This is a genomic window from Saccharothrix lopnurensis (assembly GCF_042658445.1).
Lineage (GTDB): Bacteria > Actinomycetota > Actinomycetes > Mycobacteriales > Pseudonocardiaceae > Actinosynnema > Actinosynnema lopnurensis.
This window is the reverse complement of the sequence record NZ_JBHSQO010000021.1, coordinates 34,402-60,661: the sequence shown is the minus strand read 5'-3', so window position 1 is coordinate 60,661 and position 26,260 is coordinate 34,402. Positions and strand designations below refer to the sequence as shown.

Sequence of the window (26,260 nt, the reverse complement as noted above, 5' to 3'; positions counted from 1 at the left end):
GATGCTAACGCCACCGTTCACAACGCGTCCACAGGGAGGTTGCCCCATGGCCAACCACGTGGTAGATGGTGCCAATGGTTTTGTGGCCTCTCACCTCATCGGCGCGCTCGTGGCGCGCGGCGACTCGGTGACCGCTTTGGCGCGCGCCAGCGGGGAAGTCGTCAGGAGGAAAGTCACCGACGCGCTGGCCACGCTGCACCTGAACCCGGCCCTGGTGGAGAAGGTGCAGGTCAGACCGTTCTCACTGGCCGAACCCGACCTGGGAACGCCGGTTTCCGACGTGTTCGCCGAACCCTGCACGTATTGGCACAGCGCCGCCCTCATCACGTTCTTCCCGCGTCGAGAGGCCGAGTTGCGCGACGTCAACGTGGTCGGCTCGGCCAACGTCGCGGCCGCGTTCGCCAGGCACGCGAAACCCGGTTCCCGGTACGTCCACGTCAGCACGGCCTACCAACACGGAACCACTCAAAGTAGAGCGTTGGAGCAATGGCCTGAACCCGGTCACCCGTCCGAGTTCAGAAACGACTACGAACACTCAAAAAGAGCGGCCGAAGTCGAGCTTTCACACACTGCGCCGGCACGAGAAGGCGAAGTTCTTGTCACCCGATTGGGCGTCATGGTCGGTCACTCCGGCACCGGTCGGGCGTTGACCGACCTCGGCATGTACGACTTCCTCAGGGTCATCGCGCTGTTCGCGAGGCGCACCCCCGGCGAACGCGTCCGCTTCGTCTGCCACCCGGCGGCGGCCCTGCACCTGACGCCGGTCGACGGCACCGTGGACCGGATGCTGGCGCTGGCCGGCGGTCCCCTCGACCGGCCGGTGCGGCACCTCGTGCCCCCGGTCGCGGTCCCGGTGACCGACCTGTTCGCCGCGATCTCCGCGCACCTGCCCGTCGAGCTGGTCGCCGTCACCGCCGCGGACGTCGAAGCCGAGCCCTTCAGCAGGTTCGAGGCGATCGTCAACATGCGGTGCAAGTTCACCTCCCCCTACCTGCGCCACGAGTACGAGTTCGAGTCCCACCCGGACGCCGAGCCGCCACCCGTCACACCCCGGGTACTCGACCTCCTCATCTCCTGGTACGTCCGCGAGGGGCTGCCCGGATGACGGACTTCGCCACCCGCTTCCGCGCCCGCCCGCGCGCCGACCGGAAGGTCACCCACCTCCAGGACAGGGGGCCGGCGGCCGAGCTGACCCACCGCGACCTCGACCGGAGGTCCAGGGCCGTGGCGTCCTGGCTGACCCGGTCCGGGGCGGCGGGCGAACCGGTGCTGCTGCTCTACCCCACCGGGCTGGACTTCCTCGTCGCGTTCCTCGGCTGCCTCTACGCGCGCGCCGTCGCGGTGCCCGCGCCCCTGCCCCTGTCGGGGGCCTCCCGGGTGGACCGGGTGGACCGCCTGCTGGCGGACTCGGGCGCGCGGCTGGTGCTCACCGACGAGGCGCACGTGGCCGCGCTGAGCGACCTGTCGGCGCGGGCCTTCGACGCGACCGAATCCCCCGACCCCTGGGAGCCGCCGGAGGTGGACGCCCACGCCGTCGCCTACCTCCAGTACACCTCCGGGTCGACCAGCCGGCCGCGTGGCGTCGAGATCACCCACGGCAGCCTGACGCACAACCTGGGGATGTTCCGGGGGATCAGCGGCGACGTCCCCGTCCGGCGGATCGGCGGCTGGCTGCCGCACCACCACGACATGGGACTGGTCGGGTTGCAGTTGCAGGCCCTGGACGCGGGGGCGGACCTGGTCCTGCTCTCGCCGGAGGCGGTGGTCGCCCGGCCGATCCGCTGGTTGCGCGCGATCAGCGACCACCGGGTGGACTGGACCGTGGCCCCCGACTTCGGCTACGCGTGGGCGACCCGCCGGATCGGCGACGCGGAGCTGGACGGGCTCGACCTGTCCTGCCTGACGATGGCGGTCAGCGGGGCCGAGCCGGTGCGGATCGCCACGCTGGAGGCGTTCGCCGACAGGTTCGCGCCGGTCGGGTTCCGGCGCACCGCGCTGAACCCCGGGTACGGGCTCGCCGAGTCCACCCTGGTGGTCACCTGCACGTCGCGCGGCCGCGGGCCGATCGTCCGCTCGTTCACCCCGGCGTCGCTGGCCGCCGGCGAGGTCGTGCCCACCTCGGACGCCACCGGGGTGCGGCTGGTCGGGTGCGGCGAGCCGGCCGCCATGGGGGTGCGTGTCGTCGACCCGGCCACGGGCGCCGAGGTGGGCGACGGCACGATCGGCGAGATCGCGGTGTCCGGCCCCAGCCTGGCCGCGGGCTACCACGGCGATCCCGCCGCGACCCGCGCCACGTTCGTCACCGGCCCGGACGGTCGCGAACTGCGGACCGGTGACCTGGGATTCCTCCTCGACGGGCAGCTGTACGTCACCGGGCGGCTGAAGGAGGTCGTCATCGTCCGCGGCCGGAACTTCTACCCGCACGACATCGAGTTCTCGGCGCGGGAGGCGCACCCGGACGCGGGCGCGGGCGCGGCCTTCGGCGTGCGGGACGCCGAGTCGGGGGAGCACGTCGTGCTGGTGCAGGAGGTGCGCCGTGCCTCGCAGGGCGACCCCGGCGGTTTCGCCGATGCCGTGCTCGACGCCGTGACCGGCCAGTTCGGCGTGTCCGTGAGCATCGTGGTCGTCCGGTCGAGCACGATCCGCCGCACCACCAGCGGCAAGGTGCGCCGAGGGCACATGCGTGACCTGTTCCTCGGCGGTGGGCTGTCGGCACTGCACCGCGTGCTGTCCCCCGCCGTCGCCGCCCTCGTCGACACCCCGGAGGAGAACCGTGCCTGACGACACGTTGAGGACCTGGCTCGTCGAGGCCGTGGCGGGCTACCTGGAACTGCCGCCGTCGCAGGTCGGCGCCGACGTGGCCCTGCGTTCGCTCGGCTTCGACTCCGTGCACGCCATGGGGTTGTGCGTCGACATCGAGGAACGCTGGGGAATCCTCGTGGAACCCACCCTGGTGTGGGACTTCCCGACCGTCGACACCATCGTGGACCACCTCGGCGGGCGGATCGGGCAGTCTCAGTGAACTCTGAGATCCGGTCGCCAGCTTCGACCGAAGCGTTCCACCCCGGTTGAGGAGGGATTCGATGAGAGTGGTGTCCCGGATCGCCGGATCGGCGCTCGCCCTGGTCGCGGTGCTCCTGCTGTCCCTGGTCGGCTCATCGGTCGTCGCGTCGGCGCAGGCGGCCTCGCGAACCCACACGTGGCACCTCCAGAACTACGGCGCCCCACAACGGATGTGCGTCCAGCACGGACCCGAGGGGAGGACCCACCAGTCCTACTTCATCTTCGCGGTGACCGGGAGCTGGTCCACCGACCTCGACTTCGGGATGCGCGACCTGCCCCCCGGCTGGACCGCCACGGAGAGCCACATCCCGCCGGGTTCCAACCACCCCGACCCCGACGACGGCGCGGTCGGGGTCAACGGGTTCATCCTCGTGCAGGGGTCCGCGACGGTGCCGTTGGCGACGTACCGCGCGCGGATGTGGGTGTCGGACGGGACGGTGACCGAAACCCACCCGGCCGACATCGTCGTCACCACCGCGTCCTGGGTCGACTGCATGCGGGCGTAGCGGGTGAACCCGGGGCACCGGCGGCGACTGCCGGCACCTCGGGGAATCCGTCACCGCCGCCCGCTGTTCCCACCGCGTGAACCGCGACTCGGCAGCCGCCTCGACACCCCTCGGGCATCAGGGGTGGTGGTGCGCCTTCGGCACGACGCCGACCTGCTCGCCTTCGCCCAGGACGACGAACTGGCCCATCATCCCCTCGTCCTCGTGCCGGAGCAGGTGGCAGTGGTACATGTACGGCACGTTCGGGTCGGTGTGGTCGCCGAACCGCATCGCCAGCCGGTAGCGCCTCCCCGGGGGGAGCAGGACGGTGTCCTTGCGGCCACGCAGGTGTGGCCCCGGTGGCTCGTCGTCGACCGACAGGACCTGGAACCGCACGTCGTGGACGTGGAAGTTGTGCGGGTAGCCGTTGTCGTTCGTCACCTCCCACACCTCGACGGTGCCCCCGCGGACGCCGAAGTCGATGCGGTCCATGGCCATCGGCCGGCCGTTGATCCGGTCCGACGCGAGCACGAAGGAGCGTTCCTCCGCGACCGCCTCGCCGGCGAGGTCCGGCAGGGCGGCGAGCACCGCGGGGAGTTCGGTGTCGTCGGCCAGGGTGCCCGCGGCTCGGAACCGGCAGATGTCCAGGCGGTCGTCGAAGCCGTCGAGCCGCCCCAGTGAGCCGCCGTGGTCGGACGGGTAGGAGCGCAGTTCGACCCGCTCCCCGGGCCGGAAGGCCACCACGACCTCGGCGCGCTCGCCCGGCGACAGGTGCAGGCGGGTGGTCTCCCACGGCTCGGCGAGCAGGCCGCCGTCCGTGGCGATGAGCGAGAAGCTCCGGTCGTCGGAGAACCCGAAGTTGTACAGGCGCGCGTTGGAACCGTTCAGCAGCCGCAGCCTCACGAGCCTGGTCGTGACGTCGAAGTACGGTCCGATCGTGCCGTTGACGAGGATCTCGTCACCGATCACGCCCAGCGAGCCGCCCAGCGGGACCCGCTGCTCGAACTGGTTGTCGCCGTCGAACGCCCGGTCCTGGACGATCATCGGGACGTCGTCGACGCCGTACTCGGACGGCAGGTTCAGCGCGTCGGCGTTCTCGTCGTCGACGATGAACAGGCCGGTCACGCCCCGGTACGTGTGGTCCGCGGTGGCGCCGTGCACGTGCGGGTGGTACCAGAGCGTCGCGGCGGGCTGGTCGATGGTCCACCGCGGTCGCCACACCCCTCCGGCCGGGACGGGCTGGTGCGGACCGCCGTCCACGGCCGCCGGCAGGTGCATCCCGTGCCAGTGGAGCGAGGTCTCCTGATCCAGGCCGTTGCGCACGGTGAGCTCGACCCGCTCACCGCGCCGGGCGCGGATCGTCGGGCCGAGGTACGTGCCGTTCACACCCCAGGTGCGGGTGGGCGGCCCGTCCTTGAACCGGGTCTCGCCGGGCCGGATGCCGAGCGTGAACACCCGGGCTCCCGCCGCGCCGCTCCCCGCCTCCGCCAGGGCCGGGATCGGCAGAGCCCGGTCGAAGGCGATCTTCCCGGCGGTGTCCCGCTTCGCGGCGGCGTAGTACGCACCAAGGCCACCACCACCGAGGGCGACCGCGCCACCGATACCGAAACCGATGGCCTTCAGCGCTGTGCGACGTCTCACGGGGACAACGTGCCGCGGCCGGGGTGGTCGTCGCGTCGGTGAAGACCACCTAGATCCGACGCCGGCCGGCCTCCCGAGCGGCGCGGCGGAGCACCGGATCGCGCGGCTGTCGCCGCATTGCCGACGTGCGTGCCGTGCGACGTTGCTACCGTGCGGGCCGTGCGGACGTTGGCTCCCCCTCGCGGTCCACTGTTCGGCAGGCAGCACGAGGAGCGACGCCTCGACGAGCTGACCGGCGCGGCGAGGACGGGCCGGGGCGGTGCCCTGGTCCTGCGCGGTGAGGCGGGAATCGGCAAGAGCGCGCTGCTGGACCACGCGGAACGAGCCGCGTCCGGGTTCCACGTGGTCCGCGCGTCCGGCTCCCAGCTCGAAGCGGAGCTGCCGTTCGCCGTGCTCCACCAGCTCTGCCACCCGGTGCTGGGCCACCTCGACGAGCTGCCCGCCCAACACCGACGGGCTCTCCAGGTCGCCTTCGGGCTGGCGGCCGGGACACCGGACGTGTTCCGGATCGGCCTGGCGACGCTGGGGCTGCTGGCGGCAGCGGCCCAGGAACGCCCGGTGCTGTGCGTGGTCGACGACGCGCAGTGGCTGGACGCGGCCTCGTCGGGGGCGCTGGCGTTCGTCGCCCGACGGGTCCCCGCGGAGTCGGTGGCCATGGTGTTCGCCGTCCGCCCGCCGTGCCGGGCGGACGGGTTGGACGTCCTGCCGAGCCTGGTCGTCGACGGGATCGGCGACGCGGACGCACGGGCCCTGCTCGCCGCGCAGAGCCACGAGGCGCTCGACGAGCGGGTGCGCGACCGGCTCGTGGCGGAGGCCAGGGGAAACCCGCTGGCCCTGCTCGCCCTGCCCGGGGCGGGCGGGTTCGCCCCGACCGGGACCACCTCGGCGCCGACCCGCGTCGAGCGGGAGTTCCGGGCCACGTTGGCCGGGCTGCCGGCGCGGGCGCGGCTCCTGCTCACGGTCGCCGCCGCCGACCCGACCGGCGATCCGGGGCTGCTGTGGTCCGCCGCGCGCGAGCTCGACATCGACGTGCCGACCGCCGGCGCGGCCGCGACCGCCACCGGTCTGGTCGAGTTCGGCACCCGCGTGCGCTTCTACCACCCGCTGGCGCGGACCGCGGCGTACGAGGCGGCCGGGGCGGATGAGCGCAGGCTGGCCCACCGGGTCCTCGCCGAGGTCACCGACCCGGTGGTGGACCCGGACCGGTGCGCCTGGCACCGCGCCCAGGCCACCGCCGTCCCGGACGACGACGTCGCCGCCGAGCTGGAGCGCTCGGCATCCCGCGCCCGGGCCCGTGGCGGTGTGGTGGCCGCGGCCGCTTTTCTCGAACGCGCGGCGGAGTTGTCGCCCGACCCCGTCCGGCGGGTCGAACGGACCCTCGCGGCAGCGCGCGTCCACCTCGACGCGGGCGCCGCCGACCGGGCGGCCGAGCTGCTGACGACGATCGAGGTCTCGGGTCCGGACGAGCTCCAGCGGGCGGAGGCCGACCTGCTGCGGGGCCGGATCGCGTTCGTCCGGGTGGGTGACGGCGACGGGCCGACGTTCATGCTGCGCGCCGCGCGGCGGTTCGCGGCGCTGGACCCCGACCGCTCCCGCGAGAGCTACCTGGAAGCACTCGAAATGGGTTTGCTCGTCGGGCGCGCGACCGGCGTGGTGGAGATGGTCCTGGCCGCGGCGAAGTCCTCGCCGTCGCACGCACCGGACGTCCTGGACGCGCTGACCGCGCTGGAGGCGGAGGGGCACCGCGTGGCGGTGCCCCTGGTCCGGGAGGCCCTCGACGGCGCGGCAGGTCCCCTGTGGACCCGGCACCCGGCACTCGCGATCGTGCTGGCGGCCGAGCTGTGGGACCTCGACACCCACATGACGATCACCGAGTGGCTGGTGCGGAACGGCCGCGAGTCGGGCTCGCCGCTCGTGCTGCGGCTCGGTCTCGCGCAGGCCGCCTCCGCTGCCGCGCTGGCGGGCGACCTCGACGAGGCGATGGCCGCGATCGCCGAGGAGGAGGCCATCGCCGACGCGACCGGTGGGCCCCCGACCACCTACCACCGGCTTCAGCTGGCCGCGATGCGCGGGCGTCGCGAGGAGGCGTACCCGCTGTTCGAAGCCGTCACGGCCACGGCCATCGGCACGGGACAGCTGGTCGCCAACGTCCACTGGGCGAGTGCCGTGCTGCACAACGGCCTGGCCGAGTACCGGGAGGCACTGGCCGCCGCCCGGCGGGCCACCGCTCACGGGGACCTCTTCATCGCGGGGTTCTCCCTGCCCGAACTGGTGGAGGCGGCCGTCCGGTGCGGCGAGCACGACGCCGCCGCCGCCGCGCTGGCGTCGCTGACCGAACGCACCGGTGCCGGTGGAACTCCGGCCGGGCTCGGCATCGCGGCCTGTGCGCGGGGGCTGGTGACCGGAGCGGAGGACGACTACCGGGAGGCGATCGACCACCTCACGAACAGCCGGCTGCTCCCGTACCTGGCCAGGGCGCACCTCCTGTACGGGGAGTGGCTGCGGCGCCGGGGCCGCAGGCAGGACTGCCGCCCCCACCTGCGCACCGCGCACGAACTCCTGTCCGGCGCCGGGATCGAGGCGTTCGCCCGGCGCCCCGCCGACGAGCTGCGCGCCACGGGCGAGGCGGTGCGCAACCGGTCCGGGCACGCCCGTGACCAGCTCACCATGCAGGAGCTCCACATCGCTCGGCTCGTCGCCACCGGCGCGACGTCGAAGGAGGTCGCGGCACGGCTGTTCCTCAGCCCCCGCACCGTCGACGCCCACCTCCGCAACATCTTCCGCAAGCTGGGCGTCGTCTCCCGCAGACAGCTCAAAGACCTGCCCGACCTGGGACCACCCACCTGATCCCCGCCCGCGGCGGCCGCGGTCCGCGTCCGGGCGGGGCGGCCGTCGGCAACCCCCACCGGGCGCAGGCCGTCCTCGACACGCCCGCCACGAACTTCGGGGTGTCCCGGGGCACGGTGGGACTCGTCGTCACCGTCACCCGGATCGGGTACGCCCTCGGCGTCTTCCTCCTCGTCCCGCTCGGCGACATCGTCAACCGCAAGCGCATGATCCCGGCGCTCGTGCTGCCGGCCGCGGCCATGCCCGGCACCAGCGCCTTCGCGCCGACGTTCCCCGCGCTCCTCGTTACCCTCGCCCTCGTGGGCGTCAGCACCACGGGCGTGACCTTCTTGCTGACCGCGAACCCCTTCGGCTTCTCCGCCACGCAGATCGGCCTCACCAGTCTCATCGGGATCGTCGGCGCACTCGCCACCCGCAGCCGCCTCAACACCCTCTTCATCGTCGGCGACTTCATCGGAGGCGCGATCGGCTCGGTGCTCGCGCCGCCTGGCACTCGCACGCACGCGGCCAGTACCTCCACGTCGAGGAGCACCGGCACGCCGCCGCACCCCGGTGCTTCGATGACGCTGATCGACTGCCCGGCTTCCACTCGCCCCGCTTCCGGTCATGAGACGACCGGACAAACACGAGGCCGCTGCCCACATCTCGACGAATGCGGATCAAGATGAGCACCGGTCGACTTCCGTGCGGTTGTCCGAAGTCTCATCCAGGACGCACTGCGACAAGTTCGGTCCGGGTCCATCGCCCATACCAACGCACTGCACTGAACGGTCGAATTCAATCATCGACAACGCCGCTCCCGACCGAAGGAACCCGATCGGAGTCTGGCGAATTCCCTACGCCGCACCCAACCTTGACAATCGGAAACCATCTCCTCCAGTCACCCGCTTCAAGCCATCTCCCCTGTGCGGATTCGGAGATATTAATGTTACCGCATCGTTTGGCCACCCGCCGTTCCATGCTCGCCAGAGCCGCGGTGGCAGTCCTGGTCGCGGTGGCCTCGGCCGTCACGATCACGCCGGTCGCCACTGCTGACGTCGCCGCCCGGGCATCGGTCTACGAGCCGTTCTACCGACTCTACAACCCGGCGACCGGCGACAATTACAACACCACCAGTCAGGCCGAGGTCATGAACGCGCCGAACAACGGCTACTCCTACGCCGGCATCGACGCCTTCGTGTCGACCACGGCACAGGCCGGCCTCATCCCGTTCTACCGCATCTACAGCCCGATACGTCGCGACCGCTTCCACACCGCGGACTGGAACGAAGTCGTCGCCGCGACCACCGGCCAGGGATACGTCTACGAAGGGATCGGCGCATACGTCTACCCGCCTAATTCGGGAACCGGCAGGCCGTTCCACCGACTGCGCTACCCCGGCAACGGCGACCACGTGCTGATGACCAATCCGGCCGAAGTCGCCTCGGCGACCGCCAGCGGCTACCAGTACGAAGGCGTGGGCGCCAACGTCGGGTAACCACGGATCCTCCACAGTCGCACAGCCCGGCGTTCTCTCCCGCGATGGACAGGGAACCCCTTGACCCCGGAGGAGCACTCCTCCCACCACGACCGCGTGATGGCAGTACCCGCCTGCGGTTCAGTCGCCTCAACGGCACCCGGCGCCGATCTCCACTCACGACGCACCACTTCCACCGATCGGGTGATGCGGTCCGGCTGTGTCCGACCACGAGCGCGCGGTGCGGTCCGGCAGCCGAGGCCGCCGGACCGCACCGCCGGCGGTTCACACCGACCGGACCCGCGTCATCACGAACCGATGTTCACGAACCTGTGGCTGGCGTTCTCGTTCTGCATGGCCGGGATCAGGTTGCCCGCTTCACCGGGGAGGTAGGTGTCGGAGATACCGCCGTAGTTGGAGTTGAAGTAGACGGTGACCCGGTTCGCCGTGGTCTTGTTCCGCGCCGACATCGCGTTGTTCTTGACGCATTGCCCCTGGCCCGCGCCGGGTCCCCTGAACGTGTAGCACGTCGCCGGGGAACTCCCGTAGTCCGGGACCGAGCCGTTGAAGTCCGACACCGAGCCACTCATGTTGAGCCCGTAGTACAGGCAGAACTCACCCACCTCACAAACCCCGTTGCGGGGCGTCGACGCACTGATCTCGACCGACGCGGCTCCCGCACTGCCCGGCGGGTAGTCGGAGGCCGTGGCCTGGGCGGTGGCCGGCAGCGTGAACAGCAGCGCGAGCAGCGCGCCGAGTACCCCCGGACGGGCGATGGATTTTTGCGCGTTCATTCTGGTTCCCCTCTTCTTGTCACCGGCGGTGCCGCGAACCGGTGTGAGCGCCGGTACTCCATCAGTGTTCCCCCCTGCGTCTGACGGGTTGCCTCCGACAAGAGGCGAGTACCTTTGCGGTGGTCTGTCGCGGCGCCACTTCAAGTGTCGGGGTTCGGAGCGTGCGGGTCGAGGGGGTGACCGTCTCATGATTTCCGGGAAACCCGAGGAAACACCTGGTCAAGGCAGCAGAAGAGGCTCGGACGGGGCGTTCGGGGCGGAACTGCGTCGGTGGCGGGGGAAAAGGGAGCTGTCGCTCGCGGGCTTGGCGGAGCTGGTGAACTACAGCAAGGGCTACCTGAGCAAGATCGAGAACGGGGACAAACCCGTGACCGCCGACCTGGCCCGTCGTTGCGACACGGCCCTGCAAGCGGAAGGGCAACTGATCGCGTTCGCGTCGGGACCCGCCGGCCCCGAGCCGGAAGCGGTCGAGGCGGCCGCGCGAACCCGGTTCCGGATCCCGGACGACGACCGGTGTCCGTACCGCGGGATGGCGGCCTTCGACGTGGCCGACGCCCAGTGGTTCTTCGGCCGGGAACGGGCGACGGCCGAGTTGGTCGCCCGGTTGACCGACTCCCTCGACCAGGGCGGACCGGTGACCGTGGTCGCACCGTCCGGCGCGGGCAAGTCGTCCCTCCTCCGGGCCGGGCTGATGCCCGCGCTGCTCCGCGGCGCGTTGCCCCGGCGAGGTTCACGGCGCTGGCCCGTCGCGGTGTTCACGCCCACCTCGGACCCGGTGGAGCGGCTGGCCGCCGCGGTGGCGAAGGCCGGCGGGATGGACGCCGCGGCCCTGACCCGGGCGCTGCTGACCGGCGCCGAGACCTTCCGGTCGGCGGTGGTGGGCGCCGGAGGGCGGCCCGAGCGCCTGGTCCTCCTGGTCGACCAGTTCGAGGAGGTCTTCACGCTGTGCCCGGACCCGCGCGGGCGGGAGCTGTTCCTCGACGCGGTGTGCGCGTTGGCGAGGTCGGACGCCGACCACGAGCCGCCCGCGGTGGTGGTGCTGGGGGTTCGGGCGGACTTCTACGGTCGCCTGCTGCACCACCCCGAACTGGCCGAGTCCCTGCGCGATCGGCAGGTGGCGCTGGGGCCCATGCGGCAGGCGGAGGTGCGCGCGGCGATCGTCCGCCCGGCCCGGCTGCTGGGGCTGCACCTGGAGCCGGGACTCGTCGAACTCCTCCTCCGCGACCTGGGCGCGATCCCGGCCACGGGCCGGTCGTACGAGCCGGGGGCACTGCCGCTGCTGGCCCACGCGTTGCTGACGACCTGGCAGAACCGCGAGGGCGGGCTGCTGACCGTCGCGGGGTACGAGCTGACCGGTGGCATCCACGCCGCGGTCGCCACCACCGCCGAGCGGACGTACTCCCGGTTGAGCCCGACCGAGCGGAACACCGCGCGACGGGTGCTGCTGCGCCTGGTGCAGGTCGGCGCCGAAGGCGGACAGGCGCGCCGGAGGTCGACCCCGGAGGCGCTGCGGGAGCAGGTGCCGGACGAGCACGTGGACAGCGTCCTGGAGGCGTTCGTGCGGGCTCGTCTGGTGACCATCGACGCGGACGCGGTCGAGATCACCCACGAGGTCCTGCTGTCCGCGTGGCCCCGGTTGCGGGAGTGGATCGAGTCCGATCGCGCGGGCCTGCACAACCACCAGCGGGTCACGGCCGCGGCGGAGGAGTGGGACCTGGCGGGGCGCGACGACTCGCTGCTCTACCGGGGGGCGCGGCTGGCGGTCGCGCTGGACTGGGCGCGCGGACGCGGTGAACCCGCCCCGCTGGTGGAGGAGTACCTGGCCGCGGGTGCCGCCCGGCAGGACGCCGAACGGCACGGCGCCCGTCGACAGGTCCGCAGGCTGCGCGGGCTGGCCCTGGCGCTGGCGCTGTGCCTCGTGCTGGCCTCGACCGGTGGGCTCACCGCGTGGCGGCAGACCCGGATCGCGTGGTCGAACGAACTGGCGACCCACTCCGGGGTGATGGCCCCCGTGCAGCCGGAGACCTCGCTGATCACGGCGCTGGCCGCGCACGACCTGGCCGAGACGGTGTCCAGCCGCAGCGCGGTGCTCAGCACGCAGGCCCAGGCGTACCTGGGGCCGCTGGCCGACCACGGCGAGGAGATGATCACCGCGCTCGCCGCGGCGCCCACCGGCTCCTCGGTGGCCACGGCGGGCCGTGACGGCTCGGTGCGGCTCTGGGACCTCGCGACCCGAAGCCCGACGACCGCGTTGCCCGCCGAACCCGGCGGAGCCCCCGCGGTCGCCTTCAACCACGCGGGCACGCTCCTGGCGGTGGCGGGTCGGCAGGGCACCGTCACGCTCTACGCCGCCGGTTCCGGCGCTGTCGTCCGCTCCCTCCCCGGACGCGGTGCCGCGGTGCTCGCGGTGGGGTTCGACGAGGACGGCTCCCGGCTGGTCACGGCGTCGGAGGACGGGACGGCGACGCTGTGGGACGTCGCCACCGGTCGGGCGGCGGCCACCCTGGACGGCCACCGCGGAGCCCTGACCGGTGCGGCCTTCATCCCCGGCGGTGCCGCGGTGGCCCTGCTGGCCGCGGACGGGGTGGCCGTGATCTGGGACAGCACCGCGGGCACCACCGCCGACCTGCGCGATCCCGATCAGCGCGGCGGCAACGGGCTGGCGGTCAGTCCCGACGGCTCGTCGCTCGCCGTCGCGGGCGACGACGGGACGAGGCTGTGGGACCTGCGCGGTCGCACCCCCGGCGCCGTGTTGCGGGGCCACACCGACTTCGTCCTCGCCGTGGCCTTCAGCCCCGACGGCTCCAGGATCGCCACGGTCGGCAGGGACAACACCGCCCGCGTGTGGGACGCGGCCGGCCACCGGGTCGTCTTCACCCTGGTCGGCCACAAGGGGCCGGTGAACGCCGTCGCGTTCAGCCTCGACGGGCAGACCCTGATCACGGGCAGCGAGGACGCCCAGGCGCTGCTGTGGGCGGTCGGGGGCGCCGGGGTCGCGACCGCCCGCCCGGTGTCGCCCATCCGCAGCGCGTCCCTGCACGGGGACCGGTTGGCGACCTCGGCGGAGGACGGCAGGGTGACCCTGTGGGACGCCACCGACCTGGCCAGGCCCCCCACCACGTTCGACGCGCACCCCGGCGGGGTGTGGGCCGTGGCGTTCAGCCCGGACGGCTCGGTGCTGGCGACCGGGGGGAGCGACGACCTGGTGCAGCTCCGGGACGCGGCCGACCACCATCTGCTCGCCACGCTGCGCGGGCACACGGCGTCGGTCAAGGCACTGGCGTTCTCCCCGGACGGCGCGGTACTGGCCAGCGCGGGCGACGACCACGTGGTCAAGCTGTGGGACGTCCGCCGGCACCGGTTGACGTGCACGCTCTCCGGACACGACAACGCCGTGTTCGGCCTGGCGTTCAGCCCGGACGGCACGGTGCTGGCGACCGGGAGCCAGGACGACACGGTACGTCTCTGGGACCCGCGCACGTGTCGGATGACGAAGCTGTTCGCCCGGTACTCCGACACCGTCTTCACCGTGGCCTTCAGCCCCGACGGCACCACCCTGGCCACCGGCGGCCGCGACAACCTGATCCGCCTGCACCCCCTCGACGCACCGGAGACCCCTCTCGTCCTCTCCGGCCACACCGGCCCGGTGGTCACCCTGCGCTTCACCGACGCCACCACACTGGCCTCCGGCGGCAGGGACGGCACCGCCCGCCTGTGGGACGTCGACGACGGGGAGCTCCGGACGGTCCTGCGCGGGCACACCGCGGCCGTCCAGGACGCGGTGCCGGTCGGGCGCACCCTCCTCACCTCCAGCCTCGACGGCACGGTGCGCGCGTGGGGCCTGGACACCACCGCGGCGGCGGACAGCGCCTGTGCCGCGTTGCGGGCCATCGCCCCCGACCGGTGGAGGCTGCTCACCGACCAGCCCCGGGACGTCTGCGAGGACTGACCGGTGTCGAGGTGGCCGAGCGGGGCCGCGCCGATGAGGGCAGCCCGACCCCGACCCGCTGTCCCAGGCCCCACCACCTCGTGCCCGACCACCCGGGGCGAGACCCGTAGGGGCGCCGAAATCACCGACCGCGTCCTACGGCGCCCCGGCCGGAGCACCGCGGGTTCGTCAGTAGTGCGCCCGGAGGGTGAAGCTGAGCATCGTCGTCGCCCCCGGGCAGTAGGCCACCGCGGAGGTCCCGAACCGGGTCACCTTGCTGCTGTGGACGCTGCCGTCGCTGCACGACACCGAGACCGAGAAGCCGGACGCACCGCCGCCGAACTGGTAGCAGTCCGCCCAGACGGTGGAGTTGCGACCGGGGAAGTACCGCCAGGTGCAACCGATCGACGAGACCTCCACCTTGCCCTCGGCGGGCTTGAGCGGCGGCACCGGCAGGGTCACCAGGTCCCGCTCCGCCAACGCCGTCGACGCCTGTGCCCCCGCCGCCCCGACCCCGGCCGACACCAGGACCGCGAACACCACCGCCGCAACCCGCTGAACGGCTCTCGACATTGAGTTCCACCCTTTCGAAGTCCGTGAAGCCCGAATCGGAGCAAGGATCACCTTCGGCCGCGTCTCGTGGAATAACAGCCACTCGATCGGACCAGGGCTCCCGCAGCCCCGGCACCCGCGCACCGAACCCCGTCCCGCGAATCGTGTATCAGGCCCGACGAACGGACATCCGTTCCCCTCTCTCGTTCTCCGCCCCGGCGCCCACCTGGACGGCACCGTCGTGGCCCACGACGCCTCGTTCGACCCGGGTTTGCCGGACGTGGTCGAAGGGCTGAGGTGGGCGTGGTCCCGGGTCGGTTCGCCGACGCCGGGGCCGGAGTTCGGCCGAACGCGGGTGTTGTACCGCCGGTACCGCTGTGGGTGCCGGAGCCGGAGGAGCCCGACCGGATTCTCGAAGAACTGCCCGATCCGCGGTGGCTGTCGCCGGTCGAGGTGGCGGTCGAATCCGTTCGTCGGTTCCGACCGCCGGTAAGGCCGGAAATGGTCCTGCGCCGGCATCACGACCTTGTTCGCCCGACGACGCGCGGCGGGCCTCTCCGCAGGTCCGGGCGGCTCCAGCCGGGTGTTCTCCGCCTTCGGCGGTCACGCCGGTTCGCCACTGCGCCAGGCGCGTGCCTTCCCCGCGCGAGCCGCTTCCCCCGGGGGTGCGGGTGTTGCGGGCCGCGTGTCGGCCGCGGTTCGGGCGCCCCGGGGCGCCCGGCAATTCTGCGGGTTCCGGATGATCCGATCCGGTGACCGAGGGCGACAACTCCGTTGCAGCCGGTGATTCGTCGCTAGGGTCGCCCGGAGTCGGGAGGGAGGTCATCCGCGGTGATCGATGTGCCCTCGTCGGGGAAAGGGGCTTCCGAGGACCTCGACGCCGATACGGTTCGTCTCCCGGCCATGCCGTCGCCACGGGTTTCGGGTAGCGCTCCGCTGGTGCGCGGGCTGTTCGACGGGGTGGAGAGGTGGGGGTGGGAGTTCGCGCCGCTCCCCGAGTTCACCTGGGCCCCGGAACCCCCGCCCGAGTGGCGGGAGCCTGCCGAGGTCGCCGCGGCGTGGCGGTCGCGCAGGAGGCGGATGCGGCAGGTGCCGTGGATGTCGGCCGGTATCGGCGCGGTGACGTGGGGAGGCTGGGCCCTTCCGCTCCCGAGCACCGCGGACGTGGTGCTCTCGGCGTGGCTGGTGGTGGGCCTCGCCGCGGTTCTCGTCCGGCAGGTGGCGGTGCCGCGGTCGCGGGTGCGGGCCGCCGCGCGGGAACGCGACTTCCGGTTCGACCTGTTCCGCCACCGCACGGGTGAGTGGCGCGACCGGATGGCGGCTCGGGAGCTGGTGCTGCGGGCTCGCGAGGTCGCGAAGGAGTGGCTCCCGCTGCGGCCGACCGTGACGGCGGCGCGGGTGGAGGTGTTCGGCGGCACCGGTGACGGCTGGGCCAGCCTGGTCACGACGGTCGGCAGTTCCCTGTTGCGAGCGGGCGGTTCGATCCTGGTCGTGGACCTCAGCGAGCGACGGGTTGGTGACGACCTGGTCGTCCTCGCCGGCGCGGCGGGTCTGCCGGTGTCGGCGGTCGCGTTGTCGCGCGACGACGGCACCCTGTTGCGCGGACTCGACGTCGCCGAGGTCGCCGAGGTGGTGGCGGGCGCGGTGGCCACCATGCGGTCCGGCGCCGACACCGCCGACCTGCGGGTGGTCGACGCCTCGATCCTCACCGTCGTCGCCGATTGCCTCGAAGCCCCGGTCACGTTCACGCGGCTCGCGGCGGCCCTGCGGGTGGTGCGGGGCCACTACGACGCCGAGAGCCCGCTGACCCGTGCGGAGGCGCGTCGGCTCACTTCCCGGATCGACACCGTCGGCAGCACGGACCGGGTCGTCAACGCGTTGCAGACGTTGACGACCCTCGTCGAACTGCTCGCCGCCGAGGGACCGCCGGGCGAGCCGGTGACGTGGTCCGGCCCGGGTCTGACCGTGCTGGCCACCGAGGGGCCGCACCCGGTCCGCAAGGATTTCCTCGACCGGGTGTTGTTCGAACGGGTGTTGCACGCCGTGCGCGTGCGCCCGCGACGAACCGGTCGGGACGTGGTGTTCATCGCCGGTGCGGATCGGATCGGACCGGCGGCCGTGGAGGACCTGGCACGCCAGGCGCGGCGTTGCGGTGTGCGCCTGGTGCTGATGCTGGAGCACCTGCGCGGCGACGTGACGCGACTGCTCGGCGGTGCCGACAGCGCGACGATCCTGATGAGGCTGGGCAACCACGAGGAGGCGAAGGTGGCGGCGGAGTTCATCGGCCGCGAGCACACCTTCGAGATCAGCCAGATCACCCGCCAGGTCGGGCAGGGCTTCACCGAGGGCTACAGCGACGCCGCGGGAACCCAGAGCAGCGCCTCGCACAACGAGGGCACCCACCACAGCCGACCCGATCGGGCCCGGTGGTTCGACCGCAAGGCCGGCAACAGCGGGAGTTCGGGGGGCACGACCACGTCGCGGTCCGGCACCTGGCAGCACACCGTGAACTACTCGATCGCCGATTCGGACAGCACCACCACCACCGGGTCACGGGTCTACGAGTTCGCCGTGGAACCCACGCAGCTCCAGGGCCTGCCGCCGACGGCGTTCATCCTCGTCGAGCACAACGGCGGCGGGCAGCGCAGGATCGCGCTGGCCGACTGCAACCCGGGCATCGTCCTGCTGCCCCGCGTGATCGGCGGCTCCAGGTCGGGCGAAGGGGTCCGAAGTGCTTGAGCCGAACGCGTTCGACGGTGCGCGGGTCCTCCGGCTGAGGTCGGCGCCACGCCGGACCGACCCCGACCCGGTGCCCGCCCAGCTGTTCGCCGCCTTGACCGCCGCACACGCGGGGCTCGGCGACCGCGGGCTGATCTTCGCGGCGTGGCAGCGGGTCGCGGGCGATCCGCGGGTCCGGGTGCTGTTCGGCGGGAGCCCCGGATTTCCGCCCGCTCCCGGAATGGGCGGGGCAGGCGGGGCGGGCGAGGTGCTCGCGCTGCTCTACCCGCCGGGGAGCACCGCCGAGGTCGTCGACGTGGACGAGGTCGTCGCCGGTTGGCACGGCCTCCCGGCCTGGGTGCGCTGCGCCGGCCGGTTCGACGCGCTGCGGCAGCCGGTGGCCGGCGGACCGCATCCCCCGCCCCGGGGCGCGTTCGACGACTACGTCGCGCACCTGGGTGAGTCGTTCGTCTGGCTGACCGTCGCGCAACCGCTCACGGCGGACCACGCCGATGACGAGTTGTCCGCACTGGAGGTCTCGATCCCGCCGCTGCGCCGGGAGACCCGGCTGGAGTCCAGCCGGATCGCGCTGCACCGCGCCGAGGGCCGCTACCGCGAGCTGTCCCGCGCGCTCACCACCGGCTTGTGGGATGTGCACGTCCTGGTCGCGGGGCAGGACGACGTCGCGGCACGTCGAGTGGCGACGCTGTTGTGCGGCGCGAGCGACCTGGACGACCTGCCCTACGCGCTCGCGGTCACGGGCGGGACGAACTCCTTCGAGCCGGCGATGACCACGATCGCCCCGGACTCGCCGTTCCCCGCGGGTGGCGAACTGCTGGCCGCGCTGGCGAGGCCGCCCAAGCGCGAACTCCCCGGCATCCGCCTGACCGAGTCCGCCGCGTTCGACCTCACGCCGGAGACGAGCGGGTTCCTCGAACTCGGCACGGTGCTGGACGACGGGGACCAGGCCGCAGGACCGTTCACCGTCGGCGAAGGCACCTTGAACCGCCACACCTTCGTCGCGGGCTCGACCGGCGCGGGCAAGTCGCAGACCGTGCGGCACATGTTGGAGCGGTTGCACCACGCCGGTGTGCCGTGGCTGGTGGTGGAGCCCGCCAAGGCGGAGTACGCCACGATGGCGGGCCGCATCGGCGAAGACCTGGTGACCGTGATCAGACCGGGTGCCCCGGACGCCGTCCCGGTCAGCCTCAACCCGCTGGAACCGGAACCGGGTTTCCCGCTCCAAACGCACATCGACCTGGTGCGGGCGCTGTTCCTGGCCGCGTTCGACGCCGACGAGCCGTTCCCGCAGGTGCTCAGCCTCGCCTTGAACCGCTGCTACACCGAACTGGGCTGGAACACCGTGGTGAGCGGGTCGCGCCTGCCGGGCGTGGTGCCGAAGTACCCGTCCCTGGCGGACCTGAAGCGAGTGGCCCTGGAGGTGGTCGAGGGCATCGGCTACGGCAAGGAGGTCACCGACAACGTCCGGGGCTTCATCGACGTGCGGCTGGGCGCGCTGCGCGTGGGCACTCCCGGCCGGTTCTTCGAGGGCGGGCACCCGCTGGACGTCGCCGACCTGTTGCGGCGCAACGTGGTGCTGGAGATCGAGGACGTCGGCAACGACCAGGACAAGGCGTTCTTCATCGGCGCGGTGCTCATCCGGCTGCACGAACACCTGCGATCGCGCCGGTCCGGCGGTCCGGGTGGCGGGCTGCGGCACGTCACCGTGCTGGAGGAGGCGCACCGGCTGCTCAAGCGCGCCGAGCCGGGCTCGCCGACCGCCCACGCGGTCGAGTTGTTCACGGCCCTGCTGTCCGAGATCCGCGCCTACGGCGAGGGGATCGTGGTGGCCGAGCAGATCCCGTCGAAGATCGTGCCGGACGTCGTCAAGAACACCGCGCTGAAGATCGTCCACCGGTTGCCCGCAGCGGACGACCGGGACGTGGTCGGCGCGACCATGAACCTGGACGAGGCGCAGTCCCGGCACGTCGTGTCGTTGCCGCCCGGTCAGGCGGTGGTGTTCACCGACGGCATGGATCGCCCCGTGCGGTTGACCGTCCCGCTGGGCGAGGACCGGGAGAAGCGCCTGCCCGGCCCGGACCCGGCTGTCCGGGGCACCCGCGGCGCCGCCTGCGGCCCGGCGTGTCGAGCGCGGGCGTGCCTGTTGCGCGAGGTCGACGCCGGCGCGACGGCGGCCGAAGACCCCCGGCTCGTGCTGTGGATCGAACTGCTCGTCGTGGCGCACCTGGTGGGGCGACCGGCACCCGAACCGGAACGCAGGTGGCTGGCCGGCCTCGCCGCGAGGTTCGACACCCGCACCCTGGAGTGCGCCATCGCCCACCGCGTGCTGACCGCGGTCGACCTCCGCTACACCGGGCTGGCGACGCACTACCAACCCGAAGCACTCGCCGAGCACGTCGCGACGTCGGCGCTGTCCACCGCGCGCGGGGGCACCACACCGTGCGACGGGACGGAGGTGCGGTGGCAAGCCGGCAGGTACCGCTGGCTGGACGTGGTGCGGGCGCTCGTCGAGGCCGACCCCCACGCCGGTCCACACCCCGACACCGCGAGCTGGGCCGAACGCGGCCTGCACCTGACCGGCGACACGGTGGCCGAGCAGCTCGCGGACCTGGAAGCCCACCCCGACAGCTGGCTGCCCGACGACGCGGTGATCACCGGCGCGGGCGCACCACCGGTCTACGAGCGGGCATTGGCGAAGCTCAGCCGCGTGAAGCCCCTGGACCAGAGGTTCACCGCGGTCACCGGCTTCCTGCGCCTGGGCACGACGTGGCCGTTGACCACGCTCAACCTCACTAATCACACAGGGTGACTGATGAGTGTCGAGAAGAACAGACCCCCCGAGGGTCCGGGAGACCCGGACCGACCCACCGAGCACGACGACCTGGGCACCACCGGCGAAGGGGATCGGTGGCAGGAGCCCCCGGAGAGCACCGCCCGGCGCTCCCTGCGCGAAGAGCGCCCGCTGGAAACCGACATCCGGGACAAGGTGACGATCGAGCCGGCCGCCAAGGAGATCGCCCGGCACGCGGACCGGCGCGCACTCCAGGGTGACGGCACCCACTACGTCCGCGGCGTCCGCGACGAGGACCTCCCCTACTACGTCGACGGGGTGCTCGAACGACTGGTGCCGAACGTCGAGACCAAGTACGCGCAGGGCAAGGCCGCTTACTGGGACCCCGACAAACAGGCCCTGGTCATCGAGAACGGTGACTCGGGCTCCGTGTTCACGCCGAGGAACGGAAAGGACTACTTCGATGACCTCTGACGGTCAGGAGCTCTCCGGCGACGGTGTCGTCCGGCTGGGAACGGGCGAGTTCGACCTGCTGCGACAGGTCGTGCGGGAAGTTCGCGAACTCGGCGACGACCAACTCGGCGCCCTCGGTGTGCGACGGCACGAGGTGGACGACCTCCGCACCGCGGTGCGCGCCGTGCGCGACGAACTCGCCGACGGCGGCTACACCACCGTGGACGTGGTGCTGGAGGAGTCGGCCACCGAGCCTGCCGTCGCGCCCCACCCAGAACCTCCCGGCACGGCCCGCGTCACCGGCGTGCTCACACGGGCGATGGCCGCCCGACTACCCGACATGATCCACTACGTGCGCGATTGGCTCGGAGAACCGGAACTGGGCCACCGCACCGGCAGCGCCCCCGCGAAACTCGACGAACTCGCCGCCCGGTTCCCGACCTCCGGTTGAGCGCGGTCTTCCGGGGGGGGCGACGCGTTTGTGGTCGACCACCTGCCCCGTCGTCGGCGGCCCGGGTCGCCCGGTCCGAGGCGGTGGCCTCCAGTGGTGGTAGCCGGACCGGGCGACCCCGATTACCTGGCACAACCGCTTCACGCCGTGGCGGTGTCGGTTTTCGGAGACGAACCCGAAGCGGTTCGCCGGCACGTCTCCCCCGCGAAATACCGGGCCGCCTTGCGCAGGACGTCCCGCTCCTCCTCCAACTCGCGGACCCGCCTGCGCAGCGCGGCGTTCTCGTCCTCCGGCGAGGCCGGCGCCGAGGCGCTCGCAGTGGCGGGTGCCCCGGCATCCACGCAGCGGCCGACGACGTCGAGAGCATCGGCGAGCCGTTGGCGGTCGTCGACCTGCCGGAAGCCGTCCGGGTGCGACAGGTCGAACACGGAGCAGGCCACCGGTGTCCCGCATGGTCCCCGTACCCGGGATGGGCAGGCGTTGCGGCCGAGGACCCGCACCTGGCGGCCCGCGACGTAGGCCGGTGCCCGAACCCCGGTGGAGTTCGTGCGGGTTCGCCGACGGCGGTGTTCGTCGGCTGTCGTGGTTCGCGCAGGTGGGACCGCGTATTCCAGCCTGCGTCCGTTCGTGTGGGATTTCACGGGCAACTGCTGGAATCCGGTGGTTGTTGCTCTAACGTGCCTGGTTGTGGCGGATTCCGGAATCCGGGTGTCGAGGGCGGTACGACCCGGAAACGGGTCGGGGCGGCCGGTTCCGGAGCGGCTGACCGACGTGAGGACGCATCCGTCGACCCGTGCGCGGGAGGCCGCGTCATCGACGAAGGCTCCCGGCAGAAGGCGGAACTCCCAGCACCGCCGGCGTGATCCGGCCGGCAGATCACGCTCTCCGCGCGGCATCTCCTCCCGGTGACGGTCACACGTAGCCGGCACAGGTGTCGACGACCGGACGGGAGGTGGCGGCGAGCCAGGCGGCGTGATCGAGGCCGTCCGGAATGCGATGTGGTGGCGCGGAGTCGAATGTGCGTCGGTCTCGAATCCGGATTCGGACCGTTTCCTCCCGCGTCACCCCGATCACCGGACCGCGGCTCGGCTTGCACGTCCGAGTTCGGACGTGCAACCCGATCAGTGTTCACCCGAACAGGCGTGACCTTCCGGTCGCGCCGCACGAAGAGGCGGTCGGACCGTCCGGCGGAGACGCGTTCCGGACAGACCGCGGTCATTCCGGCACCTCCGCGGACCGTGCGGGAGTCACGGGGAAGGACGACCAGTGGACATCACAGCCGCACGGGCCTACCGACGCGATCCGCTGGGGTTCGTCGAACACGCGGCCCGCACGGGCGGAGACGTGTTCCCCCTGCCGGACGACTCGCTGTGCGTGGTCGAACCCACCCTCGCCATGTCGGTGTTGCGCGACGAGGAAGGCCGCTACGAAGACGTGTCGGGCTTCTTCCACACCGGTGACGGCGGGCTACGACCGCGTGCGGCGCAGGTGGCGGTCGGGCGCGCGGCGCGAGCGCTGCTGCGGGACCACCTGGACGACCGACGCGACCGGCTGCCCGCGCTGGCCGCCGGCCTGAACGGCACGAGCCGATGGCCGCAGGCCGGGCCGGCTCTGGTCCACCAACACCTGGTTGACGTGCTGCTGCACCCCGACCGCCCACCGCGGCTGCACCGGCTGGTGCGCCAGGTCGTGCGTCGCGGTGTGCTGGCCCGCCCCGAACACCTGGCCGGTGAGATTCCGCTGGCACTGCTGCGCAACGCCGTCGTGCGCGCGCTGACCGACCAAGTCCGGGCCCGTCGCGCCGCCGCCCCCGGTGACCCGGCCGACCTGCTCGACGCCGTGGTCGACGCGGTCGACGCGACCTCACCCGGTACCGGCGACCGAGCCGTGGCCGAGGTCTACCTGATGCTGTTCCGATCCGTGATCGCCCCGATCGGCTACGCCGTTGCGTGGTCGCTGCGGTTGACCGGCGCCCACCAAGGCCGATCGCCGGGCCTGTCGTTCCCCTGGCCCGCGGAGTGGGTCGTGCGGGAGTCGCTGCGGCTGTGGCCGGTGGCCTGGCAATTGGCCCGCACCGTACGCCGCCCCCACGAGCTGGGTGGTGTACCGGTGCGGCCCGGAAAGCAGATCACCGTGTGCACCTACCTGCTGCACCGCGATCAACGCCACTGGCCGCAGGCCGAGGCGTTCCGCCCCGACCGCTGGGCCGACACCCGCCAACACGGCCCCTACCTACCCTTCGGTGCCGGGCCGTTCGTGTGCGCGGGCGCCGCCGTGGCCCACACCCTGGCCGCGGACCTGCTCACCGCGCTGACCGACCGCGCCGATCTCACGATCCACGGCGCGAACGCCCGGCCCTACGCAGCCGGGATCGTCGTGCCCGCGCGGTTCATCCTGCGCCGAACCGCCCACCGAGCCGGCACGTCCACACCGATCGCAGGGAGGAGGTGATCCCGATGAAGACGCTGTGGCACCGCATCACCCGACGTCGTCTCCGCCAGGCGTGGATTCTCTGGTAACCACCTCGGGCAGGCACCACACGAACGGTGGCCGTACCCGCGACCGCGGCTACGGCCACCGCGCGACACCCGCCGAGCCAGGGGGAAGCCGGGTGGTCTTTCGGAGGGTCGGGGAACAACTCCCCGTGCGGGAACACGGTGTTGCCTTGCCGGACGCGGTCGGGGCGGCCGGCGAGCGCCAAGTGGTCCTGAAGCCCGGCGTGGCGGAACCGGTACACCGCTCCGGCCCGGCGCAGCACACCTCGGTGGCGGCCCTGCCGGTGGACTTCCCACCGTGCCCCACGGTCTACAAGCGTTTCGCCCCGTGGGAGAAGGTCGATGCGTCACGACGGCTGCTCGACGCGTTGCGCGACCGCGCGAGGTTTCAGCGTCCTGCCGCCTTGCCGGCGATCCGTCGTCGGAGCCTGGGGTTCGTGTCGGTTCGGCGATGCCGGCTGGTTTCGTGGTGGTTCACGTGGAGTTCGCCAGGTTGAGCAGGAGGGTGTGGGACTCGGTGCGGGACAGGGTGTGTTCCAGGAGTCGGGTGGCCGTGTCGCGGTAGTGCTCGACGAGGTCGGGGCGGTCGATGAACAGGGTGCAGGACACGGTCCTGAGGTGGACCACGGGTCGGTGGGTTTTGCCTTTGGTCAGGGTGAAGGACACCTGTTCCCAGTGGCCGGCCGGTGCCGAGACGGGCATGATCCGTATGGTCGTGTCGCGGTCGGGCAGGTGTGCCAGGTGGTGCAGCTGTTCGGCGATCACCTGTGGGTCGCCGTGGAGGTGGCGCAGGGTGAATTCCTGGATGACGAAGGTGCGTCGTGTGGAGGGTGGGGGCCGGAACGACCGGTGCCGCCGCAGGCCGGCGGGGAGGTGTTGTTCCGTCTCGGCCGGGGTCGTGGTGCCGTCGCGGGTGAGCAGCTCGTGTGCGTAGCGTGCGGTCCGCACGTGTGCGGGCAGGGAGATGAGGTCGTAGAGGAAAATGTCGTCGGCGGTCGCCTCGTGCAGCAGTGCGACGTCGATGCCGTTGGTGTCGCCGGTGTCGTGGGGTTGGATCAGCCATCCTGTCTCGGGTTGGCCGTACAGTGCCATCACCCGTGTGTAGGTCCGGGTGTTGGTCCGGTAGGTGCCCAGCAGGCGGGCCAGGGTGTGCCGGTCGATGTCCTGCCGGCCGGTCTCCACGGCGTGGATCCAGTCGACCGGTCGGTGCAGCAGGGCGGCGGCCGTGTCCTGGTCGGCCCCGAGCCGCTCGCGCGCGTTGAGCAGTTCGCGGCCCAGGACCCTGGTGCGCACCGTCGAGAACGGCAGCGGCGAATTCGTCGTGCTCACACTACGTCTCTTCCACTCGTGGCACCGCCACCCGCGACCCACCCGGTCCCGGACGTCCGGGACCGACTCGACCCGCTGGTGGCGATGGATTACCGGCGGCGGCTCACGGCCGGCGTGCCGGTGGCGGCGGGTTGTACCTGCTCGATGGCGAACAGGTCGTCGAACGTCAGCGGTGCCAGGGCGGTCAGCGCACCCGCGATGAACGCCGGGCCGGGTCGCAGCCGGCCGGCCAGGACGCGGGTGACGGTGCTGCGGTTGACCTGCATCTCCCTGGCCAGGGAGTAGTCGGAGAAGAACCTGGCTTTTCTCAGCGCGGCGAGGAATGCCTCGCCGCGCAGGCGAATCGTGTAGGACATCGTGGTGTCGTTTCCGCGGTGGTGTCAGGTGTGGGTCGTCTGCCGGGGTTCTTCCTTGGGCTGCCGGTGGTGTGGGGTGCGTTGGTGGGGGAACAGGGGGATGCCTTCGTGGTGGCGCCAGGCGGTGTCGCAGTCGGTGCAGGTGTGCCAGCACCACTCCCGATTACCGAGTGGGGTGGCGGGAATGGTCAGTTCCTCGCCGCACAGGGTCGTGGTGTCCCGCAGCGGGGTCGCGTCGTGGGTGACGGCGTGGCGGTGTCCGTCGTGCGGCTGCCAGCGGAACGGGCGCAGGACCGTCATCGGAGCCGCCGTTCGTAGGCGTCCGCCCAGTGGGCCAGGGCCTTGGCCGACTCCTGCTCGCTCAGGGCCAGGCGGGTGAGGTGGCGCAGGACGTTCTCGTGCAGGTAGAAGGTGGCATGTGGGCCCCGGCGCAGGGCCAGCGCCCCCTGCCGCGTCCTGCGCTTGCACACCAAGTCTTCGTCACCGGTCAGGGTCAGGTCGTCGGGGCCGGTGTGGTGCGGGCGCAGGAAGCTGCCGGTGTCGGGTTCGGCGACCAGGGCAAGAATCCGGTCACGGGTGGCCTTGTCCGCGCCGCAGCGGCCGACCAGGGTGCCGATCTCCCAGACACTGGTGCCCCGGCTGCCGGTCTCCAGCTTCGACGACTTGCCCAACGACCAGCCCAAGACCTCACTGACCCACCCGGACGACAGATTCGCCTCGCGCCGGATCCGACGCAACTCCTCCCCCAACTCCCGACTCCGGGCGGTACTCAACCGCGCAGCGGGCCTGCTCGGGCGCTCCTCGACGCTGCTCCCGAAGGCGGCGGTGTTCTCACTGTTGGTGTTGTTGGTGGTGTGCTGCATTCGGGGTCCTCGTTGTG

General features: G+C 72.1%; 22 protein-coding genes. 14 read left to right on the top strand and 8 right to left on the bottom strand.

Going from position 1 to position 26,260, the window contains the following annotated elements; all coding sequences use genetic code 11:
* The first annotated feature begins 46 nt into the window (after window positions 1-46).
* From ACFP3R_RS21100 to ACFP3R_RS21085, 4 genes are all read left to right on the top strand, one after another.
* Window positions 47-1,105 (top strand): SDR family oxidoreductase, encoded by a 1,059-nt coding sequence (locus ACFP3R_RS21100; protein WP_380638076.1) that lies wholly within the window; start codon window positions 47-49, stop codon window positions 1,103-1,105.
* Window positions 1,102-2,781, top strand: a complete 1,680-nt coding sequence (locus tag ACFP3R_RS21095) for a fatty acyl-AMP ligase (protein ID WP_380638075.1) — start codon at window positions 1,102-1,104, stop codon at window positions 2,779-2,781. The genes ACFP3R_RS21100 and ACFP3R_RS21095 overlap by 4 nt, the downstream gene beginning before the upstream one ends.
* Window positions 2,774-3,022 carry an acyl carrier protein gene (locus ACFP3R_RS21090; protein ID WP_380638074.1) on the top strand — a complete coding sequence of 83 codons (249 nt, stop codon included), beginning with the start codon at window positions 2,774-2,776 and terminating at the stop codon, window positions 3,020-3,022. Before ACFP3R_RS21095 ends, ACFP3R_RS21090 begins: the two co-directional genes overlap by 8 nt.
* Window positions 3,023-3,083: 61 nt before the next feature.
* Entirely contained in the window at window positions 3,084-3,569 is a 486-nt protein-coding gene (locus ACFP3R_RS21085) for a DUF5980 family protein (RefSeq protein ID WP_380638073.1), read from the top strand.
* Window positions 3,570-3,686: 117 nt separating this feature from the next.
* On the opposite strand, the gene ACFP3R_RS21080 is transcribed toward ACFP3R_RS21085, so the two are convergent.
* Window positions 3,687-5,189 (bottom strand): multicopper oxidase family protein, encoded by a 1,503-nt coding sequence (locus ACFP3R_RS21080; RefSeq protein WP_380638072.1) that lies wholly within the window; start codon window positions 5,187-5,189, stop codon window positions 3,687-3,689.
* Between the two features lie 159 nt (window positions 5,190-5,348).
* Between ACFP3R_RS21080 and ACFP3R_RS21075 the strand changes: the two genes are divergently transcribed.
* From ACFP3R_RS21075 to ACFP3R_RS21065, 3 genes are all read left to right on the top strand, one after another.
* On the top strand, window positions 5,349-8,036 hold the full coding sequence (locus ACFP3R_RS21075) for an AAA family ATPase (RefSeq protein ID WP_380638071.1): 2,688 nt from the start codon (window positions 5,349-5,351) through the stop codon (window positions 8,034-8,036).
* A 116-nt stretch (window positions 8,037-8,152) separates the two neighbouring features.
* A complete protein-coding gene (locus ACFP3R_RS21070; protein ID WP_380638070.1) occupies window positions 8,153-8,704 on the top strand; it encodes a hypothetical protein in 552 nt (183 codons plus the stop codon).
* Between the two features lie 290 nt (window positions 8,705-8,994).
* Entirely contained in the window at window positions 8,995-9,513 is a 519-nt protein-coding gene (locus ACFP3R_RS21065; RefSeq protein ID WP_380638069.1) for a hypothetical protein, read from the top strand.
* Between the two features lie 287 nt (window positions 9,514-9,800).
* Here the strand turns inward: ACFP3R_RS21065 and ACFP3R_RS21060 are convergent, their stop codons facing one another.
* The gene (locus tag ACFP3R_RS21060; protein ID WP_380638068.1) at window positions 9,801-10,286 is read right to left on the bottom strand and encodes a peptidase inhibitor family I36 protein; all 486 of its coding nucleotides are present in this window, start codon (window positions 10,284-10,286) and stop codon (window positions 9,801-9,803) included.
* On the opposite strand from ACFP3R_RS21060, the gene ACFP3R_RS21055 reads away from it, so the two are divergent.
* A complete protein-coding gene (locus ACFP3R_RS21055) occupies window positions 10,267-14,235 on the top strand; it encodes an nSTAND1 domain-containing NTPase (RefSeq protein WP_380638067.1) in 3,969 nt (1,322 codons plus the stop codon). The two genes, ACFP3R_RS21060 and ACFP3R_RS21055, sit on opposite strands and share 20 nt — an antisense overlap.
* A 168-nt stretch (window positions 14,236-14,403) precedes the next feature.
* On the opposite strand, the gene ACFP3R_RS21050 is transcribed toward ACFP3R_RS21055, so the two are convergent.
* Complete coding sequence (locus ACFP3R_RS21050; protein ID WP_380638066.1) at window positions 14,404-14,787, bottom strand: hypothetical protein; 384 nt, start codon at window positions 14,785-14,787, stop codon at window positions 14,404-14,406.
* A gap of 918 nt (window positions 14,788-15,705) precedes the next feature.
* Here ACFP3R_RS21050 and ACFP3R_RS21045 point away from each other — a divergent pair.
* Genes ACFP3R_RS21045 through ACFP3R_RS21030 form a run of 4 tightly spaced genes read left to right on the top strand, consistent with a single transcriptional unit; the run spans window position 15,706 to window position 21,200 of the window.
* The gene (locus tag ACFP3R_RS21045; RefSeq protein ID WP_380638065.1) at window positions 15,706-17,505 is read left to right on the top strand and encodes a hypothetical protein; all 1,800 of its coding nucleotides are present in this window, start codon (window positions 15,706-15,708) and stop codon (window positions 17,503-17,505) included.
* On the top strand, window positions 17,498-20,314 hold the full coding sequence (locus ACFP3R_RS21040) for an ATP-binding protein (RefSeq protein WP_380638064.1): 2,817 nt from the start codon (window positions 17,498-17,500) through the stop codon (window positions 20,312-20,314). The genes ACFP3R_RS21045 and ACFP3R_RS21040 overlap by 8 nt, the downstream gene beginning before the upstream one ends.
* Window positions 20,315-20,317: 3 nt before the next feature.
* The gene (locus tag ACFP3R_RS21035; protein WP_380638063.1) at window positions 20,318-20,770 is read left to right on the top strand and encodes a hypothetical protein; all 453 of its coding nucleotides are present in this window, start codon (window positions 20,318-20,320) and stop codon (window positions 20,768-20,770) included.
* Window positions 20,760-21,200, top strand: coding sequence for a hypothetical protein (locus tag ACFP3R_RS21030; RefSeq protein ID WP_380638062.1), 441 nt, complete (start codon window positions 20,760-20,762; stop codon window positions 21,198-21,200). The genes ACFP3R_RS21035 and ACFP3R_RS21030 overlap by 11 nt, the downstream gene beginning before the upstream one ends.
* 140 nt (window positions 21,201-21,340) lie before the next feature.
* Here ACFP3R_RS21030 and ACFP3R_RS21025 read toward each other — a convergent pair whose 3' ends face one another.
* Window positions 21,341-21,640, bottom strand: a complete 300-nt coding sequence (locus ACFP3R_RS21025) for a hypothetical protein (RefSeq protein WP_380638061.1) — start codon at window positions 21,638-21,640, stop codon at window positions 21,341-21,343.
* 826 nt (window positions 21,641-22,466) lie between these two features.
* Between ACFP3R_RS21025 and ACFP3R_RS21020 the strand changes: the two genes are divergently transcribed.
* Window positions 22,467-23,651, top strand: coding sequence for a cytochrome P450 (locus ACFP3R_RS21020; RefSeq protein WP_380638060.1), 1,185 nt, complete (start codon window positions 22,467-22,469; stop codon window positions 23,649-23,651).
* A 214-nt stretch (window positions 23,652-23,865) separates the two neighbouring features.
* Entirely contained in the window at window positions 23,866-24,192 is a 327-nt protein-coding gene (locus ACFP3R_RS21015; protein WP_380638059.1) for a hypothetical protein, read from the top strand.
* On the opposite strand, the gene ACFP3R_RS21010 is transcribed toward ACFP3R_RS21015, so the two are convergent.
* The 4 genes from ACFP3R_RS21010 to ACFP3R_RS20995 all read right to left on the bottom strand — a co-directional run bounded on the left by ACFP3R_RS21010 (window position 24,170) and on the right by ACFP3R_RS20995 (window position 26,243).
* On the bottom strand, window positions 24,170-25,024 hold the full coding sequence (locus tag ACFP3R_RS21010; RefSeq protein WP_380638058.1) for a helix-turn-helix domain-containing protein: 855 nt from the start codon (window positions 25,022-25,024) through the stop codon (window positions 24,170-24,172). The genes ACFP3R_RS21015 and ACFP3R_RS21010 overlap by 23 nt on opposite strands.
* An 89-nt stretch (window positions 25,025-25,113) precedes the next feature.
* Window positions 25,114-25,380 carry a helix-turn-helix domain-containing protein gene (locus ACFP3R_RS21005; protein ID WP_380638057.1) on the bottom strand — a complete coding sequence of 89 codons (267 nt, stop codon included), beginning with the start codon at window positions 25,378-25,380 and terminating at the stop codon, window positions 25,114-25,116.
* Between the two features lie 24 nt (window positions 25,381-25,404).
* A complete protein-coding gene (locus ACFP3R_RS21000) occupies window positions 25,405-25,680 on the bottom strand; it encodes an HC3 family zinc finger protein (protein WP_380638056.1) in 276 nt (91 codons plus the stop codon).
* On the bottom strand, window positions 25,677-26,243 hold the full coding sequence (locus ACFP3R_RS20995; protein ID WP_380638055.1) for a helix-turn-helix domain-containing protein: 567 nt from the start codon (window positions 26,241-26,243) through the stop codon (window positions 25,677-25,679). Before ACFP3R_RS20995 ends, ACFP3R_RS21000 begins: the two co-directional genes overlap by 4 nt.
* Window positions 26,244-26,260 lie beyond the last annotated feature (17 nt).